This window comes from Thiocystis violacea, from assembly GCF_016583565.1.
Lineage (GTDB): Bacteria > Pseudomonadota > Gammaproteobacteria > Chromatiales > Chromatiaceae > Thiorhodococcus > Thiorhodococcus violaceus_A.
This window is the reverse complement of record NZ_NRRF01000013.1, coordinates 1-19752: the sequence shown is the minus strand read 5'-3', so window position 1 is coordinate 19752 and position 19752 is coordinate 1. Positions and strand designations below refer to the sequence as shown.

17 protein-coding genes and 1 pseudogene are annotated in these 19752 nt (G+C 65.5%); 14 read left to right on the top strand and 4 right to left on the bottom strand.

Annotated features, from left to right (window positions below):
• Positions 1-141: 141 nt before the first annotated feature.
• The 10 genes and pseudogenes from CKO23_RS07735 to CKO23_RS07690 all read left to right on the top strand — a co-directional run bounded on the left by CKO23_RS07735 (position 142) and on the right by CKO23_RS07690 (position 11277).
• Positions 142-2736 (top strand): HD domain-containing protein, encoded by a 2595-nt coding sequence (locus CKO23_RS07735; protein WP_200329737.1) that lies wholly within the window; start codon positions 142-144, stop codon positions 2734-2736.
• Positions 2729-3043 (top strand): hypothetical protein, encoded by a 315-nt coding sequence (locus CKO23_RS07730; RefSeq protein ID WP_242482289.1) that lies wholly within the window; start codon positions 2729-2731, stop codon positions 3041-3043. Before CKO23_RS07735 ends, CKO23_RS07730 begins: the two co-directional genes overlap by 8 nt.
• A complete protein-coding gene (locus CKO23_RS07725) occupies positions 3040-3384 on the top strand; it encodes a type II toxin-antitoxin system PemK/MazF family toxin (RefSeq protein WP_200329735.1) in 345 nt (114 codons plus the stop codon). The genes CKO23_RS07730 and CKO23_RS07725 overlap by 4 nt, the downstream gene beginning before the upstream one ends.
• 108 nt (positions 3385-3492) lie before the next feature.
• A pseudogene (locus CKO23_RS07720) lies at positions 3493-5109 on the top strand (TraG/VirB4 family ATPase); the annotation flags it as partial.
• Between the two features lie 16 nt (positions 5110-5125).
• Positions 5126-5485, top strand: a complete 360-nt coding sequence (locus tag CKO23_RS07715) for a hypothetical protein (RefSeq protein WP_242482288.1) — start codon at positions 5126-5128, stop codon at positions 5483-5485.
• Positions 5472-6041, top strand: a complete 570-nt coding sequence (lepB, locus tag CKO23_RS07710) for a signal peptidase I (RefSeq protein WP_200329731.1) — start codon at positions 5472-5474, stop codon at positions 6039-6041. The genes CKO23_RS07715 and lepB overlap by 14 nt, the downstream gene beginning before the upstream one ends.
• 10 nt (positions 6042-6051) lie before the next feature.
• Complete coding sequence (locus CKO23_RS07705) at positions 6052-7242, top strand: TrbC family F-type conjugative pilus assembly protein (protein WP_346014585.1); 1191 nt, start codon at positions 6052-6054, stop codon at positions 7240-7242.
• Positions 7243-7244: 2 nt separating this feature from the next.
• Complete coding sequence (locus CKO23_RS07700) at positions 7245-8303, top strand: TraU family protein (protein WP_200329727.1); 1059 nt, start codon at positions 7245-7247, stop codon at positions 8301-8303.
• A 49-nt stretch (positions 8304-8352) separates the two neighbouring features.
• Positions 8353-10671, top strand: a complete 2319-nt coding sequence (gene traN / locus CKO23_RS07695) for a conjugal transfer protein TraN (protein ID WP_242482287.1) — start codon at positions 8353-8355, stop codon at positions 10669-10671.
• Between the two features lie 192 nt (positions 10672-10863).
• The gene (locus tag CKO23_RS07690; RefSeq protein WP_200329723.1) at positions 10864-11277 is read left to right on the top strand and encodes a hypothetical protein; all 414 of its coding nucleotides are present in this window, start codon (positions 10864-10866) and stop codon (positions 11275-11277) included.
• Here CKO23_RS07690 and CKO23_RS07685 read toward each other — a convergent pair.
• Entirely contained in the window at positions 11270-12055 is a 786-nt protein-coding gene (locus CKO23_RS07685; RefSeq protein WP_200329721.1) for a class I SAM-dependent methyltransferase, read from the bottom strand. The two genes, CKO23_RS07690 and CKO23_RS07685, sit on opposite strands and share 8 nt — an antisense overlap.
• A 333-nt stretch (positions 12056-12388) precedes the next feature.
• On the opposite strand from CKO23_RS07685, the gene CKO23_RS07680 reads away from it, so the two are divergent.
• The 4 genes from CKO23_RS07680 (at position 12389) to CKO23_RS07665 (ending at position 17131) form a co-directional block, all read left to right on the top strand.
• A complete protein-coding gene (locus tag CKO23_RS07680) occupies positions 12389-12883 on the top strand; it encodes a DUF308 domain-containing protein (RefSeq protein WP_200329719.1) in 495 nt (164 codons plus the stop codon).
• A 336-nt stretch (positions 12884-13219) separates the two neighbouring features.
• Complete coding sequence (locus CKO23_RS07675; protein ID WP_200329717.1) at positions 13220-14695, top strand: hypothetical protein; 1476 nt, start codon at positions 13220-13222, stop codon at positions 14693-14695.
• Positions 14696-14697: 2 nt separating this feature from the next.
• The gene (locus tag CKO23_RS07670) at positions 14698-15702 is read left to right on the top strand and encodes a caspase family protein (protein ID WP_200329715.1); all 1005 of its coding nucleotides are present in this window, start codon (positions 14698-14700) and stop codon (positions 15700-15702) included.
• Complete coding sequence (locus CKO23_RS07665) at positions 15683-17131, top strand: hypothetical protein (protein WP_200329713.1); 1449 nt, start codon at positions 15683-15685, stop codon at positions 17129-17131. Before CKO23_RS07670 ends, CKO23_RS07665 begins: the two co-directional genes overlap by 20 nt.
• Positions 17132-17185: 54 nt before the next feature.
• Here the strand turns inward: CKO23_RS07665 and CKO23_RS07660 are convergent, their stop codons facing one another.
• The 3 genes from CKO23_RS07660 to CKO23_RS07650 all read right to left on the bottom strand — a co-directional run.
• Positions 17186-18649: a hypothetical protein gene (locus tag CKO23_RS07660; protein ID WP_200329711.1), complete on the bottom strand. Its 1464-nt coding sequence runs from the start codon at positions 18647-18649 to the stop codon at positions 17186-17188.
• A gap of 298 nt (positions 18650-18947) precedes the next feature.
• Positions 18948-19082 (bottom strand): YaeQ family protein, encoded by a 135-nt coding sequence (locus tag CKO23_RS07655; protein WP_200329709.1) that lies wholly within the window; start codon positions 19080-19082, stop codon positions 18948-18950.
• Positions 19083-19506: 424 nt separating this feature from the next.
• A partial coding sequence (locus CKO23_RS07650; protein ID WP_200329707.1) for a hypothetical protein occupies positions 19507-19752 on the bottom strand: 246 nt, incomplete at its 5' end.

The window sequence follows — 19752 nt, the reverse complement described above, 5'->3', positions numbered from 1 at the left end:
GATGCGGGGATGAACGAACCGCATCGCCCCGTGTCGTGTGCGATCTCAGCGCAGCTTGCGCTGCTAGATTGAAGTGCGTGCATCCGAGGTGCAAGCTGGCGTTTCGGCACATGAACAAGTGGACAAGGGACCCGACAAGCCATGCTCGAGTTTGAGGGAACATCTCTCTGGAAAGACAGTTTGGCGAGCCAAGCCGCAGATCCAAATCAGAAAGCCCGGGAGCGACTGCGAGTCACTCTGCTCGACATTCGGGGCCGGGTCGCCGCACTTGTGGGTCTCATCTCGGCTGAGATCCCAGGTCTAACGGTGCATGATGTTACTCACCTTGACGCGCTCTGGGAGACCGCTAGTCTGATCGCTGGCGATGGTTTTCACCTGACATCCGCCGAGGCATTCGTGCTCGGCAGCGCCATCCTTCTCCATGATGCGGCGCATTGTCGCGCGGCCTATCCGGGCGGCCTGGACGAGATACAGCAAACACCGGAATGGCGCGATGTGGTGGCGATGGTCTTGAGGCGCCGGTGTGACGAGCCGCCTTCGGCTCAGACGCTCGACACCCCCCCGCAAGACGTCATCGACGAGTCATTGCCGGATACCCTTCGCGCGTTGCATGCCAAGCAGGCCGAGCATCTCGCGGTCATCCGCTGGCCTGGGCCAGAGTCAGAGGATGCCGACGAGCATCTAATTCAGGATGCGGACCTGCGAACCTATTACGGTCCATTGATCGGCAAGATTGCCGCAAGCCACTGGTGGGATCTGGTGGATTTGGAGCACCGTTTGCCGCCCTGTTACAACGCCGGGGCCGGTTTGCCCTCCGACTGGACGGTCGATCCGTTGAAGATCGCCTGTTTGCTGCGTGTAGCGGATGCCGCCCACATCGACCATCGGCGGGCGCCGCGCTGGCTCAGGACGCTTGAGCGACCAGCAGGTGTCTCCGGCGACCATTGGCGTTTCCAGCAACGCCTTGGCAAACCGAGCCGCAACGCAGACGCCCTGGTCTATACCGGCAGTCCATTCGGATCGAATGAGACCGATGCCTGGTGGCTGTGCTTCGACACCATCCGCATGATCGACCGCGAATTGCAAGGAGTCGATCGTCTGCTCGAAGAGACCGGACGGCCGCAGTTCGCCATCAATCGCGTCAAGGCAGCGGACTCGCCTGAGCGGCTGGCGCGCCTGCTGCCGACCAGTGGCTGGCAGCCGGTCGATACCAGTTTGCGCGTCTCCGACGTGGCTGGCTTGGTCGCTAAACTGGGCGGCACCCGACTCTATGGCAACGATCCCAGGGTTGCCCTGCGCGAGCTGATCCAGAACGCGGCCGATGCCATCCGCGCGCGGCGTTGTCTGCCCGGTGTGCCGGAAGACTTCGGCTTGATCCAGGTTGGATTGCGCAAAAATGAGGCTGGGATCTGGCTGGACGTGCGCGACAACGGGATCGGCATGGGGCCGCGTGTCCTGACTGGCACGCTATTGGACTTCGGCGCTTCGCTGTGGCGCAGCTCCGATATGCGCTGGGAGCACCCAGGTCTGATGGGGAAGGGCCTCAAGCCGGCCGGCCGCTTCGGGATCGGTTTTTTCTCCGTGTTCATGCTTGGCGACCATGTAGAGGTAACCAGTCGTCGCTACGACGCCAGTCACGCCGACACCCGGACGCTCGAGTTCCGACAGGGTCTCGCATCGCGGCCGGTGCTGCGAGATACGCCTAGCGACAGGGCGTCGCGGGAAGGCGGGACGCAGGTCGCGGTTCGTCTGAAGGTCGATCCGAGCGTCGAAGGGGGGCTTTTGTTCCAGACGACAACATCAAAGGGATCTCGGCTCAGTCTTGCGCGCCTGGCCGCAGCACTGTGCCCAACCCTGGATGTTAGCGTCGAGGTAGCCGATGATTTAGGGAGGGTTCACCGTGTGGTTGAGGCTGGCGACTGGTGGTCGATGCCTGCTGATGGCCTGTTGAAGCGGTTGTGGCTGGACGGGAATGAAAAGCATGTGCTAACCGGCAGTTACATGTGTACGCTCGAAGGTTCGGACGGTCGCCGCTATGGCCGGGCCACAATCTCGACTGCTCCAAGTTTCCTTGCCCCCGGGGTTGTGACAACCGACGGGTTGAGAACCTCTCGCCTCGGGCATATTGCAGGCGTGCTCTTGGGAGGAGAGATCGAAACCGTGGTTCGCGATTCTTCGATTCCGAAGGTGCCATTGGAGGTTCTGAGCTGTTGGGCGACAGAGCAGGCGTCGCTGATTTGTCAGGCCGATGAGCCGGATTGGTTCTGTAGTGACACGAGCTATGTGCCGATCATCTTGGCGCTCGGGGGCGATCCCGGCGCTTTGCCGGTAGTCCTTAAAGGTAGTAAAGGCATCACAGTCTCGGCACTCTCGAAAATGTTGCATGTCACTAACCGGGTCGAGGTCTTCCAAGGCGCGAGCGTCGAATACGAAGGCGACGAAGACGGCGTGCTTAAGGTGGAGTTCTACGACGATTTCGAACGAAGTGAAGACGTCATTTTTGCCGACTCAGAGCTGCCACACTTTCTATCGATCGATAGCATTGCGTGGCCTCAGTGTCTGCCTGGTTACGAAGCTCTGCCAGGACCGCGAACACCCTGGGCGCTGCTCTGCTCGCTGGTCAAGCAGGCTTGGGGCGAGGTGGTGGAGTCGAAAAGTGTCGGTACCGTCGGTCACGTCAATGGCGTTGAGATTCGTCGGCCAGTGGTCGTCCTCTCGAAGAAACAGGATGAGTAATACGGCCTCATGGCGAGCTTGGCAGACGCCAGCCTTCTACGACATAGAGCCGGCTTCCAGTTACCGAATGATGCTTGCAGAGGTCTCGATGCCCAGCATTACCCTGAACGCCCATTTCGACGGCCAATCGATCATTCTCGATGAGCCGTTCCAGCTTCCCCGCAACGCTCGGTTGCTGGTTACAGTCATGCCGCCTTCAATGGACGCCGAACGCGAAACTTGGGCAGATCTTGCGGTAACGGGTCTCGCGCATGCCTATGGAGACGACGAGCCCGAGTACACGCTGATGGATGTGAGACGTACATGAACGAGGGCGACATAGTGCTGACGCCGCTTCCCCAAGCTGACGGGCGCGTGAAGAACCGCCCGACGATTGCACTGCGGCGCATGCCGGGTTTCCATGATTGGTTGGTCTGCGGCGTCAGTACCCAGTTGCATCAGGAGATCGCGGGATTCGACGATCCGATCCTGACGGACCATGCCGACTATGCCACCAGCGGTCTGAAGTCTCCCTCGCTTATTCGTTTGGGCTTCTTGGCCGTGCTGCCCGAGAGGCGCCTTCTTGGCGTCATCGGCACACTCGCACCTGACCGACATCGCCGCCTATTGGACCGGTTGTCCGCGTACCTGATCAAGAAATCGGGCTGAACCGGCTATTGGCTGTCTTGTCGGCGGTGTATAGGCCGTTGGGACGATAAAGGCACCGCACCCCCAACTGTTCCGAACGCTGCTGCGCGTCGCCACCACTGAGCATGCGGCATCCCGCACAACCTGCTGGTCTGTCTCAATCTGCACTTCCCCGAGCCCGAGACCACCCGGACGCTGCTCCAGACCCAAAGTCAGTGGGCGACCAACATGGCGACCGGGCCGATCGCGGTCTATCTGCCGCGCCTGGCCGAGCGGGCGCGGGGCTTCCGGGTGCTCTTCGAGCGGCTCGACGCCGGGGACCGGCCGGTGCGCGCGCATCTGGGGCTCGTGCTCTTCGCGCCCAAGGACCAGGCCACCGCCGCCGCCTCGAACCTGCGCACCTATTGGCGTGAGCTGGGCTTTCAGGTGGTGAGCGACCGCTTCTTCACGCTCCCCCTGTTTCTCAACTGTCTGCCCTTCGGCGCCGACCGCACCGCCATTCGCGACATGCAACGCTACCGCACCCTGGCGGCCTCGCACGCGGTCAACCTGATGCCGGTGCACGGGGACTGGAAAGGGACCGGTACCCCGGTACTGAACCTCATCAGCCGGGGCGGACAGCTGATGAACCTCTCGCTGTTCGACTCGGCCTCCAACTACAACGCCTGCATCGCCGCCCAGTCGGGCGCCGGTAAGTCGTTTCTGACCAATGAGCTGATCTCCACCACGCTGTCGGTCGGCGGGCGCTGCTGGGTGATCGACGTCGGGCGCTCCTACGAGAAGCTCTGCGAGGCGCTGGACGGTCAGTTCCTGGCCTTCACTCGCGAGGCGCGGATCTGCCTCAATCCCTTCGAGCTGGTCGTGCACTGGGACGAGGAGGCTGACATGATCGCGGCCCTGGTTGGGGCCATGATCGCACCCTCGGGCGGGCTGGACGACTATGCCCTCTCGGGGCTCAAGCGGGTGCTCAAAACCCTGTGGGATGCGCAGGGAGCGGCCATGACCATCGACGGCATCGCCGCTGCCCTGAGCGCCGAGCCTGATCCCCGGCTGCGCGATTTGGGCACCCAGATCTATCCCTTCACCACCTCGGGCGAGTACGGGCGCTTCTTCAACGGACCCAACAGCATCCAATTCTCCGCGCCCTTCGTCGTCCTCGAATTGGAGGAGCTGAAGGGCCGCAAGCACCTCCAGCAGGTGGTGCTGCTGCAGCTCATCTATCAGATCCAGCAGGCGATGTATCTGGGCGAGCGGGACCAGGCCAAGCTGGTGATCCTCGACGAGGCATGGGATCTGCTCACCCAGGGCGATGTCGCCCGTTTCATCGAGACCGGCTACCGGCGCTTTCGCAAGTACCGAGGTTCCGCGGTCACGGTCACCCAGTCGCTCAACGACCTCTATGCCCATCCGACCGGGCGGGCGATCGCCGAGAACTCGGCCCACACCTTTCTGCTCGCCCAGCCTGCGCAGGCGATCGATCAGCTGCGCGCCGCCAAGCGCCTGCCGCTGACCGAGGGCGGGGCGGAACTCCTAAAGACCGTGCACACGGTCCCCGGCGTCTATTCCGAGATCCTGGTCATCGGCGACTACGGGGCCGGAATCGGCCGGCTGGTGGTGGATCCCTTCCGTCAGCTGCTCTATTCGACCCACCCGCGCGATGTGGCGGCGCTGAGCGCGCTGCGCCGGCGGGGGTTGTCGATCGACGCGGCGATCCGGAGGTTGTTGGCGGAGCCTGGGCATGGCTGAGGGGCGGGTATCTCTGATGCGAGCGGCGCCAACCGACTCGACCCAGCCGACAAGGGCGGCGGGACCACCAGGGCTGAGCACGGTCGTTCTTGTCGCCGGTCTCCTATGTCTGGCGAGTAGTGCCTTTCTGAGCCTCTGGTGGCAGCGTCAGCTCGCCCAGGCGCTGGAGGTCCGACCGCCGGTGCTGCTGCTGGACCTGTCCGCCGCCGCCCGTGGCGCCGACCCGGCGCAGATGACGGAGATCCTGCGCGACTATACCCAGGCCGCCGAGGGTCTGGCGGCGCGGGGCGTGCTGGTCCTGGATCGGCATGCGGTGCTGGCCGCTCCGCCTGCGCTCACGCTTCGGGAAACGGAGGTGCCGCATGCGCCCGAGTAAGGCTGAGCCAGGTGCCCAAGGTCGGCTTGTGGGGAGCCGCTGGCGGTTCGGCATCCGGCCGCTGCGTTGGCGCTGGGCAGTGCTGGCTGTCGTGGTACTCAGCCTGGTATTGGGTGTTGGCGCCTATGGGGCGATCCGCTACCGCCTCGGGATCGATCTGCAGGTGCACAGCTGTTTGGAGTCCTCGCGCGTCTTTTTGATCGACACCTTCGCCGGCCCCGAGGAAGTGATCCAGGGGGATCTGGTGGCCTTCCGCGCGCAGGGGCTGGGGGTGGACGCCTTCGAGGGACGCCTCTTCGTCAAGCACGCAGCCGGGGTGCCGGGAGACTGGGTGACGGTCACGCTCGCCGAGACCGCGATCAACGGCATGCCGATGGCGCAAGGACTGGCACTGGCCCCGGCGCTGCAGCGCGATCCGGCGAGCCTGCTGCGCCACGAGCGGGTTCCGGTCGAGCACTTCTGGATGCTTGGCGAGACCGCCGACAGTTTCGACTCGCGCTACTGGGGCTTTCTCCCGGTCACGCGGATGGTCGGGAAGGCCTATGCGCTGTTCTGAGTGGCGATGGGTGTTGGTCCTGATCTGGGCTCTGGCGACCCTGGTCATCGGCGAGAGTCGGGCCGACGAGGCGCTGCCAGATCCGGCGCTGCGCGATCAGGCGGTGCAGATTCAGGAACAGGCGCTGGCGGCGCCGCGTCCCGATTGGCTGATCGAGCAGCACGAGACGGTTGCCGACTGGTCGGTGGCGCTTCGGGACGTCGGATCCTCCAACGCCATTGCGCCATCGGCCACTTCCCCAGAATCAGATGACACAGCGCCGGAGCCGTCGAGCAAGGGGCTGACCGTGACGATTCTGGCCTCCCGTGCCCTGGGTGAGGCTCAACTGCGCGAGCTTTTCGCGCAGGCGGCCGGGCGACCCGAAGTGCGGGTGGTCTTTCGTGGTGTGGCGCTGGGCGAATCGCTGGGTGATTTCATCCGCCAGATCCACGTCCTTCTGCGTGAAGCACGCGATGGCCTGAGCACCAATGCGATTCCCCGCATCGAGATCGATCCGCGCCCCTTCCAGACTCCGCAGGTGGAGGTGGCTCCGAAGTTGATCGTCACCGATAGGGTAGGAGCGGAGCTTGCTCGCGTCAGCGGCATCAGCCGACCGGACTGGCTGCTGGAGCAGGTGGGGCAGGGCCGGCGGGGCAATCTGGGCGTCCGTGGTCCTACCGTCGCTGTGAGCGAGCCCGATCTGATCGTTGAGCTGCAACGGCGTCTGGCGGGCATCGACTGGAGCGCCCGGCGCGAGGCGGCACTGGAGCACTATTGGGAGCGTGCGGCCTTTGCCGAGCTACCGGTGGCGGAGAAGCCACGTGAGCGACGTCTGGACCTGACCCTTGTCGCACAAGCCGATGTGGCCCTCCCGGACGGGACCACCGTGATCCGCGCTGGCGACCGTGTCGATCCGCTTGCCGTCATGCCTTTTCGTCAGCGCCTCTTTGTCTTCGATGCGACCGACCCGCGTCAAGTGGCCGAGGTCGCGCGGCGCGGAAGGGCGAGTCGTGCCGATCGGCGGTTGCCGCTCTATCTGGCGACACGGTTGGATCGTGCTACCGGCTGGGAAGGCTATCGCGCCGTCCAGGCGGCCTTGCAGGATCCGCTCTACCTGCTGACCCCCGACATTCAGCGCCGCTTCCAGATCGAGCGGGTGCCGGCCGTGGTCGAGTCGCGCGAGGGAGGCCTGGTGGTCGCCGAATGGCCGCCGGAGGGCTGAGGATGCGCAGGATGCTGCGTTGCCGCTTCCTTCAGGTCGCCGCGCTGGTTGGCTTACTGCTCGCGCTGGCCCTGACCGTGCGCGCCCAAGAGGAGACCGCCACGGGCCTCGGCAACGCCGTCTGCCCCGACGCCGAGCTGCTCGGACCCAAGCTCATCACCGACATTTGCTGGAGCTGTCTCTTTCCGTTGCGCATCGCCGGGGCGCCGATCGGGGGCGGCTCGGTGCCGAGCGGTGCCAGCGACCAGGCGCTGTGCGCCTGCACCGACCCGGCCGGGCTACCGAGTCCAGGTGTCGTGATCGGCATGTGGGAGCCGGCGCGGATCGTCGAGTTGGTCCGTGTGCCGGGCTGCATGCCCTCGCTCGGCGGCGCGCGGCTCGATCTGGGCTCCTTTCGCACCCTGGGCACGCCGGGACAGGCCAACTATGACGGCTCGGACAAGGCGTTCTACAACTATCACTACTACGCCTTCCCGGTCCTGGTGATGCTCGACCTGTTCTTCCCGGATCGCTGCAACGTCGATCACCTGACCGATTTTGACGTGCTCTATCTCTCCGAACTCGATCCGACCTGGAACAACGACGAGCAGGCCTTCTTCACCAATCCTGAGGCGGCCTTCGTGGCTAACTCCATCGCCCAGGCCGCCTGTCTGGTCGATGCCGCCTCGGCGACCACAGTGCAGAAGCCCTTGGACGAGTTGTTCTGGTGCGCCGGTGCCTGGGGCGGGCTCTATCCCTTCACCGGACGCATCCCGACCCTCAACGGTCGTCCCTCGGAGATGAGCCTCGCCAGCGCGCGGGTGCTCGCGGCCTTGCATCGGCGGGGACTCGCCCGCCAGACCGTGGGTGATGCCGCTCTCTGCGAGGCGCCCTTCGCACTGATGCTGCCCAAGACCCAGTATCGCCTCTCACAGTTCTATCCGCTCCCCGAGGCCAACGCCAACCACGTCATCGGCGAGAGCGAGTTGCGCTGGGGCATGTGGCGCAACATTCCTGGGGTCGGCGAGGACCACCTCTATCTGATCTGGCGCTGGCATGACTGCTGCGTTAGCTGGTTGTGACCCCAGGCCGCCGGGTTGGGGTCGGCGATCACTGGTCAGCGTCCTGACTTTGGCCATCGTCTGGACCCCCTGGGCGCTGGTGTGGGGCGATGACCTGCGCCGGGCGCTCGACTTCGATCAGGCGGCCACCGATGGACAGGGGCTGGGGAGCCAACTCGGCAGCGATCCAGCGCTGTTGGCCCCCTTCGATCAGACCGGCGACTATCGGGCCTACTTCCCGGGCGCGGAGGCGGGCGAAGCGACCGACTGGAGCGCGCTCTACGGCAATCCTGCAGCCTTGGAAGCAGCCGGTCTTCAGACCCTGCAGGACCTGGTCGACACGCCCTATGCCGACTCATCCCCAACCGGTCAGGCGTACCAGACCCTCCTCGAGCCGGTCGCTCGTCCGCGTAGCGACCTGAGCGCCGATCCGCTGTGGGCCTTCACCGACGCGACCGTCAGCTCGCTCGATGACTTCACCGCGACCTATGCCGACTGCACCTGGGACAACAGCTTTCTCAGCCGTCCCAGGACGGTGCATGTCCCCGAGTACGAAGCCTGTCTGATCCCGGACAAGGATCAGCCCAAGCTCGGTTGTACGGTCACTCGGACGCTGGACGCGACGGTCTACTGGGACCCGGTTCAGGTCGGCACCGATCCCGAGACCGGGGAGCCCATCGTCGAATACGTCCGGCGCGTCGAGAAGCGCGTGGATGCCTGGAGCTGGGAATCGGCGGCCTGTCTCCAGACCCTCAACGAACGTCTCATGGACGGCTTCTGCCGCAGCACAACGACCTGTACCAGCAACCCCGACGCCAACTGCGTCCCGGTCACCGGCGGTGAGCTATGCGACGGCGAACTTGTGTCACCGCCGTATCTGGGCGAGACCGGCAACGAGCCCTGGGAGCAGTTCTCGGGCATCGGTGCCGCCTGCATGCAGGTCAGCGTCGCCCTTGACTGCACCAGCTTCAACGAAGGCCAGATGGACTGCTGGACCGATCCGGACGGTGTGACGCACTGTCCCGAGAATCCCGGCGACTTGGACAACTGCGCGGCCCTCGACGCCAATCCCCAGTGTCGCCCGGTGAGCCGCCACTGTGCCGAGGAAGCGACCGGTCGCTCAGGGGTCTGCTACGTGGATCAAGTCGTCTACGACTGCGGCACCGATCAGGAGATCGCCGGCATCGAGCGCACCTCGGAGCTGGACTGCGGCGGCGAGATCCGCTGTCTGGGCGATGACTGCGTGGCGATCGTGCCTGACTCTTCCGACGACTTCGACGAGGCGGTGGCGGCGCTCAACGCCGCCGAGATGGTCTCGCTCGATGCCGACTGCACGACAGGGAGCTGTCAGGTCTTCAAGGGCGAGGCACTGGAGTGCAAGCGCGCGGTCGGCGGCATCGTCAACTGCTGCGAGCGCCCGAGCGGGATTTCGCTCGGGCTTTATCTGCAGCTGATGTTCTCCGTGGCCAAGCTCGACAGCGTGACCATGTCCCTGGTCAAGGCGGGCGTCTCCAACCCCGCCTTCGGTGCCTGGGAGACGCTGCGCTCACCCCTGGTCGATACCTGGTCGGCGGTCAAAGACGCCTTCACCTCGGCGGTCAACAACATCACCGGCAATACGACCCCGGTGACGACGGAGGCGGCCAAGCAAGGTCTGATCGCCACCTTCAAACAGCAGCTCCTGCAGCAGACGGTACAGTGGACCGCCTCGGTATTCGGCCCCCAAGCGGCCAATGCCCTCTTCGTCGATGCCGCCACCGGCGGGGCGGCGGTCGCCGCCGATGGCACGGTGGCCTCGACTGTCGCCCTCAATCCTGCCATCTCGGTGGTGCTCTACTGGGTGATGTGGGCCTATCTGATCTACACCATCGTGATGATCCTGATCCGCCTCATCTGGGAGTGCACCGAGGACGAGTTCACCCTCGGCGTGCAGCGCGAGCTGAGGTCTTGTCACCGGGTCGGCGCTTACTGCAAGAAGAATTTCTTCGGGGCCTGCATCGAGAGCCGCGACAGCTTCTGCTGCTTCAACTCACCGCTGTCGCGGATCCTGAATGAGCAGATCCGGGGCCAGGCCGGCATCGGCGGCTATGGGAGCGCCAAGCATCCTAACTGCACAGGGATTGCGGTCGAGACCCTGGCCCAGGTCGACTGGAGCCGGATCGATCTCTCCGAATGGCTGACGATGCTGACCGAGTCGGATTTGATCCTGACCACCACCGACCTCGACCTGGAGACGTTGACCGAAGGGCAGGGCAATCGTACCGCCGATCGGCTTGAGGATCTGAGCGACGTCCAGACGCTGGGGCAGGCCAATCGCGAGGCCGAAGCGCAAGGATGGGAGGAGACGCTAGAGACCTTGCCGCGGGCGGCCGCTCCGACCGTGCCTTGAAGCTCGCCGGATCGCGATTGACGCGACGCCGCGAGCGGATAGCCTGTCGGGTGGGCGTCACGTCCGACCGGAGCGCCAGGTGGCGCTCTGAAGGGGCGTCGCCGAACAGGGGCGAGCGGAGGTGACTCCTGCGAGGTGGGCAGGACGTTGATGTCAGGGTGTGAGCGAGATCCAGGTCGGAGCGAGGCTTGTATGGCGCAGATCGAATTCACGAGCGCGAAGTTCCTTCCGGTCTTGCCGGAAGACTGCCAGGTCAATCCTGGCGCCTACGGGTTTGAATTGGCCTGGTGGCTGGCGCAGACGCTCGTGAAAAGCGGCGTCGTGACCAGCTATCCCATCGGCGAGGACTGGGGCTGGCTCATCGAGTACCGCGAGGGTGACGCCGAATTCATGATCGGGTGCGGCAGCCAATCCGACCCCGGCGACGGCGATGGTGGCCAGCCCGTGACTTGGTCTGTCTTCGTCAGGCAGGTGCGCTCGCTCAAGCAGCGTCTTCAAGGGCGATCAGCGCCCGCGATTGCCGCGATTGCCGCGAGGCTGACCGCCGCGATCGTCGCAGCGCTGGGTGCGGAGGGCATTGCCGTTGACGTGGACGAACTCACCTGACGGCCCCCCGGCGCGCGCGCAGGTTGAGCCGCACGTAGTCGATCACGGGCTCGCCGAGTTGCCGCATCACCTCGCGCAGGAAGGGTTGGCGGTCCGTTTCGGGCAATTGCTCAAGATGGTGGCGCAGACAGACCGTGCGCAGGTAGGTCTCAAGCGGCTCCCCTGGCGCGAGCGTCGTGGGCTCCGGCTGCAGCCAGTACTGTATGTCGATGAAACCAGCCGCCTCGAGCCGTTGCTGCGTCTCGGCCGGTGTGGCGAAGTGCGTCGGATCGAGATCGATGCCCGCCGCCCTGGCGGCGGCATGGACGCGCGCGATATTGCCCGCACCCCCGCACTGCGCGACCAATTGACCCCCAGGGCGCAGCACCGCGGCGAGGTTGGCGAACAAGGCATCGTGATCACGAATCCAATGGAAGGTGGCGGTGGAGAAGACGGCATCCACAGGCGCGAGCGGTAGCGGTTGGGCGAGGCTGGCACGCAGGAAGCTCGCCCGATCCTCATAGGAGGCGAGTCTGCGCCTGGCCTCCACCAGCATTGCCGAGGAGAGGTCCAGGGCGATGACCGTCCCGCGCGGCAGGCGCTGGCAGAGATGCTCGGTGACCCGGCCCGACCCGCAACCGGCATCGAGCACGCGCTCGTGCCCGTCCAGACGCAGGCGTTCGAGCACGGTCACGCCCCAGTGGGTCATGGGGTCCGCGATGCGGTCATAGGTCGTGGCGTCCCAGTCGGTTGCATGGGCGCGCTGGTGGGTGGCGGGCGTGTGGCGTTCGGTCATCATCTTGCCTCTCGGGCAGCGGGTTCTGACGGACGGCCAGGGCAGGGTGTCTCGACAGCGAACAGCAGGCGCTGGCCGCGATCAGCCAGATTCAGGCCTGAACAGCGGTCGCCCTGGCTGGCTCGACCCAGCCCAATCGACAAGGATCGGCCATGAACGCCGATCCATGAGGTCGCCGACCCGGCGCATCGAGCCGCAGTGACGGGTTTCTGGTCGAGCACCATCGCGCCATGCGCTAGACTCCGATAACCTGACAAACGCTAACGTCATCGGGGCAGGCTCGCCGCCCCGTGGCGACCTTTGGGCGTGTCCGTCAGCGCAACAAGGAGCGACAGCGTGGCCTCAACAAGACGCTTTGCGATCGTCTCAATCCTGCTTGGGGTGGCGGCGGTTGCGCTCCCCTATTTCTTCGGCACATTGGCGGTGTTGGCGCTTGGCGGCGTGATGCTCGCCAGCGGCATCGTCTCTCTGCTCTTCGTCATCGACGTGCGCAAGCAAGGGGTGCCCCTCAGCGTCTTCGGCCCTTGGGCGCAAATCATCGCTGGCCTGGTGGTCCTCATCTGGCCGGAGTTGGCCCTCTGGCTGGTGGCGGTGTTCTTCGGTGGTGGTCTCATTCTGAGCGGCATCACCGGTTTGATCGCGCTGCGCGACGCCGGAATCGTCAATCCGCCACTGCTTCGAAAAATCGGCTTGTGGGCAAGCATCCTGCTCGGTGTCCTACTCATCGCGATGGGCGCCTTGGGCTCTGCGATTCTGCTCGGCATGGTGCTGGGGGTCGCGCTGATCGCCGCCGGATTACACCAGTGGCGCGAGGCGGATTTGCTGCTCTGAATACACCGGTTGATCTCAACCGCCGAATCCCGCCCGACCATGTACCGTTCGACCCGCATTTCTGGAGCGGGTCGGGTGAGCAATTACACGCGATCGCCCGGCACCCTTTTCCCGGTGTCTTGCTGTATCTGATCCCCTGCGGCCACGGGTGGATCTCGCTGGACGCGCTCAATGCCGTGCGCGTGGATGCCGTGATGCGGACGTGCATTCGGCGAGCACTGACGTTGCACAACAGCGCGACGGTTGAATACCGCGCCGCCCACCTCGCATCCGACATTGAGCGGATATACTCAAGGGTACGGATTACCGCTTCGATCAAGAGGGTGGCAGACGCTCATGACGAACCACATCATCCACACGGCGAACGGCAGGCTGGCGCCGGACACCCCGTTCTCCGCGGTCAAGCAGATGGTCGACGACGCGGTCGACAGCGGCAACCTGGTGCTGCACTTCCATGGCGGCCTGGTCTCCCAGGCTAAGGGCCGCGCCATCGCCGAGCGTTTGACGCCCGAGTACCAGCGAGCCGGCGCATTCCCGATCTTCAGCGTCTGGGAGTCCGGCGCGCTGGAGACCATCCGCAACAACCTGGGCTCGATCGCCGCCGAGGCCTTCTTCCGCATTCTGCTGAAGCGGGTCTCAAGCATGGTGAGGCGCAAGCTGGAGCAGGGCGTCGGCGCACGCGCGGCGGGCGTGATCCCGGCGCTCGATCTCAGTGCGGAGGAGGCCGCTTTGGATCGCGCCCTGGACTCGGGTGATCCGGCGCGCTTGCCCGCCGAGCCGGTGCCAGACGCCGCACTAACGCCGCTCTCCGATGCCGAAATGATGGTCCTGGAGGCGGAGCTGCAGGCGGACCCAGAGCTGCAGATCGCGGCCCAGGGCGTATCGGCGGGGCTGCGCGATCCGACGGATGTCGTCGCGGATGCAGCGGCGCGGACGGGTGCGCCCGTCCGCGCCGCCACGGGGACTCTGATGGACCCTGCGGCGGTGGATGCGCTGCTGGATCGCCCGGATCCGACGGCCCGCGGCCTCTTCTCCGCCGCCAAGCTTGCCAAGGCCCTGGTGCTCGTCGCCGCGCGCGTCATCAGACGCTACCTCCACAAGCGAGACCATGGCTTCCACGCCACGGTCGTCGAGGAGATTCTGCGGGCCTTCTATCTCGCGAATGTCGGCGGGACGATCTGGGCACAGATGAAGGGCGATACCCAAAATAGCTTCGGCCCCGACCCCGAGCGTTTCGGCGGCACGGCGGTCCTGAGCCTGCTTGGGGAGCGGGTTCGCAATGGCGCCCGACCGCGCGTCACGCTGGTTGGGCACAGCACGGGGGCGGTCTATATCGCCCACCTGCTGAAGGTGGCGGAGACCTTGCTCCCAGCGGAGCTCAAGCTGAACATCGTGTTGCTCGCGCCGGCCTCGACGTTCGCGCTGACGGCCGAGTCTTTCACCCATAACCGAGCAAGGATTCAGGGCCTGCGCATCTTCACCATGAGCGACCCGAACGAGCGCAAAGACCGTCTGGTACCCGTGCTCTATCCCCACTCCTTGCTCTACTTCGTCTCCGGGGTCGTGGAGCCCGATGCCGATACCCCCCTCATCGGGATGCAGCGCTACTACGACGCCGCGCGCTATCCGGGGGACCGCTTTCCCGCCGTCGAGTCCTTTCGACACCTGACCGCCGATGTGCCGCACAGCCTCGTCTGGTCGGTCGCCGCCGGCGGTGCTGGACTGGAAACGGCGGCGCTCAAGCATGGGGATTTCGACGACGAGCCCACCACGCTTGCAAGCCTGAGACATCTCATCCAGAAGGGATTCTAGTCATGGCGGACCAAGGCGTCGTCATCGGGATCGACAGCTATCCTGGCATGCAGGATCTCAAGGGGCCCTGTAATGACGCCGAGGCCTTTCGCGACTGGCTGGTCGCCGACGACGGTGGCGGGCTCGATGACGCACGCGTCGCCTTCATGACCACGCGCCAGTTTCCGCCGATCACGGAGATTGGCAATGCGCATCCGGTCCTCGATGAGCTGGAGACCCTGTTCAGACCGCTCGTGAAGCAGGCGGCACACCTGCAGCACACGGAGGGGCGCCTCTTCATCTTCGCCGCGGGTCATGGGTTTGCGGACACCCAGGAGGCCGACTCCGCCGCCCTCTATGCCGCGAACGCGGAGTTGGAGATGCCGACGCATCTCGCGCTCATGAAATACGCGGACTTCTTCCGGCGCACCTGGGCCTTCGACGAGGTCATCCTCATCCTCGACGCCTGCCGCGTCACCAACCCGTTCCACCAGATCGGTTTTCCGCCGCTGCCGAGGGTGACGCCGCACCCGAGCGCAGACAAGGTCAAGACATTCACCGCCTATGCGGCTGGCTTCAACCGCACGGCCCGTGAGCGGGAATTCGAGGACGGACGGGTGCGCGGCATCTTCACCGTCGCGCTGCTGGACGCGCTGCGCAACGCGACGCCGAATCGCCTGGGGCGCGTCAATGGCACCGCCGTGAAACGGCTGGTGCACAACAGCCTCGACCGCTTCGCCGGAAGCGTCGCGATCACGCCGCCGCAGATCAACGCGGACGAGAACAAGGACGTGAGCTTTTCCGTGCGAGCGCCGTCGGCGATCCCGGTCAGCTTCCAGATCCAGCCCCAGTACGCCAACCTTGTGCTGGTCATCGCAACCGGCGCCCTCGAAGCGATCTACCGGGCTCCAATCACCTCGACCGACTTCAAGCTCGACCTGGCGCCTGGACTCTACAAGGCATGGATCGAAGGCGCTGCGGCCTCAACCCTTTTCGAGGTATCCGGACATGTCAGCGTCTCCCTCTGAGGCTGTCAGCCTCGCGGTGACCGCCGCGGACGAGGCAACGGAGATCTTTCTCATGGACGCTAGCCTCAAGCGCATCGCCTCCGGACTCGGCCGCCTGGACATGCAGGTGATGCCAGGGCTCTACAAGGTGCGGTTTCGCTCTGGCGCCACTCAGCAGGACCAATTGGTCGAGGTCGCACCGGGCGGGGCAGGGGTCGAGGTGAGTGGCGACCCGGTGCGCTTCCATTCCGCTGCACCCATTGCCGCCACGCTCACGACCCACGAATACCAGGCCGCGCCCGCCGCTCAGACCTCCAAAGAGGTGCACAGGTCCGTCGGTCAGGGAGGACGCCTCTTTCTGTTCGTCCGCGATGAGGACGAGGGTCGGGAGTTCGATGTCCCGGGCGTCAGCATCCATGCACTGGACGGCGCCGAGCTCGCACGGCTCGCGGAGGGCCAGGCTGGCCGGATGGAGCGGTGGGCGGCCCTGAGCCTGGAGATGGACCCCGGCACCTATTCGGTGCGGGTGGATTCCGGGCGCCTCGGCGACTACGAGCTGTTCGCCACCGTCGCGCCCGATTGGCAGACCCAGGCGTATTTCGTCATGGAGGATCTCTGGAGCGACAGGGAGTCGGTGCGCGCCCCCTCGCTGCGGGCCGCGTCGCTCATGATGGCGCGCCCGGACCAGGGCTTCGAGTTCGAGAGTGCGACGGCGCGACTGACCGAGCTCGCGCGTCAGGCGCTCATGCAGGGACGGCAAGTGATCTCCTCGGCGCTGATGCAGCGCCTGGCGAGCGATGACCTCAGCGCCCCCATGCTGACGATCATGGGCGCGCATCTGCTGCTGCAGATGCGCGAATCGCATCGCGACCTCTTGGGGGCCGTGGTCGAGCGCCTGCATGCCCTCTTGGGCGAGCACCCGGACGTTCAGGCGCTGAGCCTTGCGCTGCGCGATGGCTCCAGGCCGCGTGTGGAGCGCATCGAGCGGCCGCCGACGCTGCGCGCGAGCTGGGATCGGATCGTTCAGGCCTCGCGCAAGCGTGCCGGTCTGGTGCCGGCGGATACGCCGGCGGGGCGCATCGCGGCGGAGGTCGTGCGGGCAGGCCCCTGGCTCATCCATCGCCTCGGCCACTCGCAGGGCAGCCGCCCAGAGCGTCAGGCCAGCCTCGCCGAGGCCGCACGTGTGCTGGAGCGCATGATCTCCAGCGAGCCTGAGCGCTTGGCGCAGGTCTATGGGTCGATCCGCTCAGGCGGGGGCGGGCTGACCACACTCGAGCGTGGCGTCCTAGAGGCGGTTCGCTCCTATTCGCAGGCGCGTGAGCGACCGACCGATTCCACGCAGGAACCCGATCCACAGGCGCAGGCCAGAAAGCTGCTGTCCAGCCTCGCCGCACCCAAGTATTCCGTCGCCGAGGCCGTCGTGAGCCTCGCGAAGAAGATCGGCGAATAGGCCTCGGAGCGGCGCCACTCGCCCGCCGATCGGTGACCGGCGGGCGCGTCGATCCTAGCCCGAGGCAAAGGCGATCAACTGCTCGACGATGGCGGCCAGCGGCGCCTTGTTAACGGCTGCCGCTCGGCGCCCGGCCTGCTGCCACGCGGCCGGCAGGGGTGCGCCAGGTCGCCAGATGCCCGCAACCTGCGTGTCGCCCGCGGTCACAGCCCGCTCACCCTCGGGCGGTGTCCAGAGAAAGTCCGGATGAGCGTTGCTGTACCACTCCCCGCCGATGATGCCGCCGAGCGCATCCTGCTCGATGTCGTAGAAGTAACGGACGCGATTGACGCCATCGCTGGCGGAACTGTCCGTATCCGCATGACTCGGGCGTGTCTCCACGATGTAGGAGACGTCCATGGCGATCCCGACCACGGAGGCGGCGGCGCCGCTGCGGTAGGCGGAGAAGCCGTCGGACGTGAAGTCCGCCATGGCGACCTGCGCTGCCTCCAGCGAGCTGGCGTAGCGCATCTCCTGCGGGTTGAAGTAGCGGTACTCGTAGGCGAGCATCGGCTGATTCCAGACCTGGTAGTCGAAGGTCGCATCCAGCACCAGGCTGCGCTGCGAGGCGCCGATCTGGTTCACCACGGCCAGGTGCCAGGAGCCAGGGTTGGTGTCGAAGCAGTCGTTGGAGGTCACCCGGCCGGTCTGAGGATCGGTCGCCGGGTCCTGGTCGTTGCAGCGTCCGCCGATGAAGCGCGTGCCTGTGCGGACGTTCGCCCAGAGTAGCGAGGCCAGTGCCTTGATGTCCGAGGGGTAGAACCTGAGCGTCCGACCGTCTGCCGCCGCCACTGCGACCGGCGCGGTCGGTCGCGGCAGCATGTAGGCCGCCGGCGCCCAGCCGTGGCAGATCCCCATCCAGCTCTCGACCTCGCCGTAGCGATCATAGTAGGTCCGGCCCTCGCTCCACATCTGCCGGGTCAGGGTGAAGGACGCGTCGCCGACGAGGACGTCATACTTCTCCGCCGGTGACAGACGATCGATGGCGTCGGCATCCCCGCTGGCGAGCACGGCGCCTGGGGGGTGAGCGGCCACATAGTCGTAGTTGGCCTTCCAGTCGGACGAGGCGGGAAAGCCCGGGTCGGCGTAGCGACACCCCAGAACCCCGAGGTAGATCGCCCAGTAGTCGTCCGACCAGGGCGAGACCGGGAGTCGCGCGGATGTCATCCCGGCCGAATCCATGGCGGCTAAAGACATGTGCAAGAGGTCATCGACCAGCGTTTCCGCCCGATCGTTCTCGCGGAAGGGCGCGCGATCCGGTGAAGCCGCCTCCATGTCGAGAATGTCCTGGCGCAAGATGTCGCGCGCCTCGACGTAGCGCTTAGCCTCGATCTGGTCGCGGCCGAAGAGACTGGCGCCTTCGATGACCTGCGCTCCCGAGGCGTCGTACTTCGGCGGCCGTACCTGCATCTGCCCAACGCGGTCCCGCGCGAATGCCTGTAGCTGCTCAGTGATCGCCTGCTCGATTGAAGCTGACATGGGGCCTCCTGTGCTTGAGCTCATCGACCAACAATGGGGTTGACAGCGACTTAGGTACCGCCCAGCTACGCACCGAGCAAAGGACATCAATTGGCGCGCAGTGTGCGCAACGGAGATGGGGCTAGACGTGAGCCGGGCGGAACTCACCTCCACAAGGATAGCCGGCGTCGGAGCTGTTGCCTGTGTGGGTGGTGTCAGCTCGACCGTCGACGGGCCATTGCTGATCTAGACCGGTTCGCCGTCGAGCCTGTACGGCAGGTCCATGCTGCGCTCGACCAGCTCGGTCAGCGCCTGAACCTCAGCGGCATCGAGCGATCCGCGCATCCGTCTCCGCGAGATGGCGGGCGAGGGTGAGCCTGCAGCTTTCGTCGTTGTGATGGTGCAGATCGCTGATCTGGACCTGGACTTTGAAGACGGTTGCCTTTGGGGCCATGGGGCGTCCTGACGTTGGGAAGGTCCGAGACGACGAGGGCGCCGATGGTCACCGCGCGGCCCAGGCGATCGGAAGGCGCGGCCATCGCTAAGTTGTCGCTACGCATCGCCCACGGCGAAACCGTTCTACCGCAGATTGACTCGCCGTAGTGGGATTTACCTTCGATTCTGTACAGGCCCCAGCGTTTGACTCAAACTGCGCGCCAGGATTGGTTGGCGAGGCAGCGCGACGCACGTGCATGACATCATCCTGCGCTCGGTCGCAGGCCCGCTTCGTCGATCCGCGCCCAGGCACGCCTGACCCAACCGATGCCACGGCGAATCCGTTCTAACGCACATGGCGGAGCGCCACCCCGGACCATGAAACGGGGCGGTAGCTTGGACGGACGCCAGGAGAGGCAACATATTGCGTCCTGTTGAGCCTCCTACAACAAGTGCGCTGTTTCACGGTAACCGGCGGGCGCTGATTGGGCGACGCGGGGTGCGGAGTTTGCCGTCATGCCCAGATAGTCGAAGACACGGCGGACTTTACGGGCGAGTTTATCGATGGTTGCCGCCACGGAATCCTTCGATTTCGTCTTGATCAGCCCGATGGCGAAGCGGCGCAGGCGGGTGATGTTTTCGGGTCCGTGGCCGGTGCGGATGGTGCAGCGATCCTCGTCCCAGTTCCA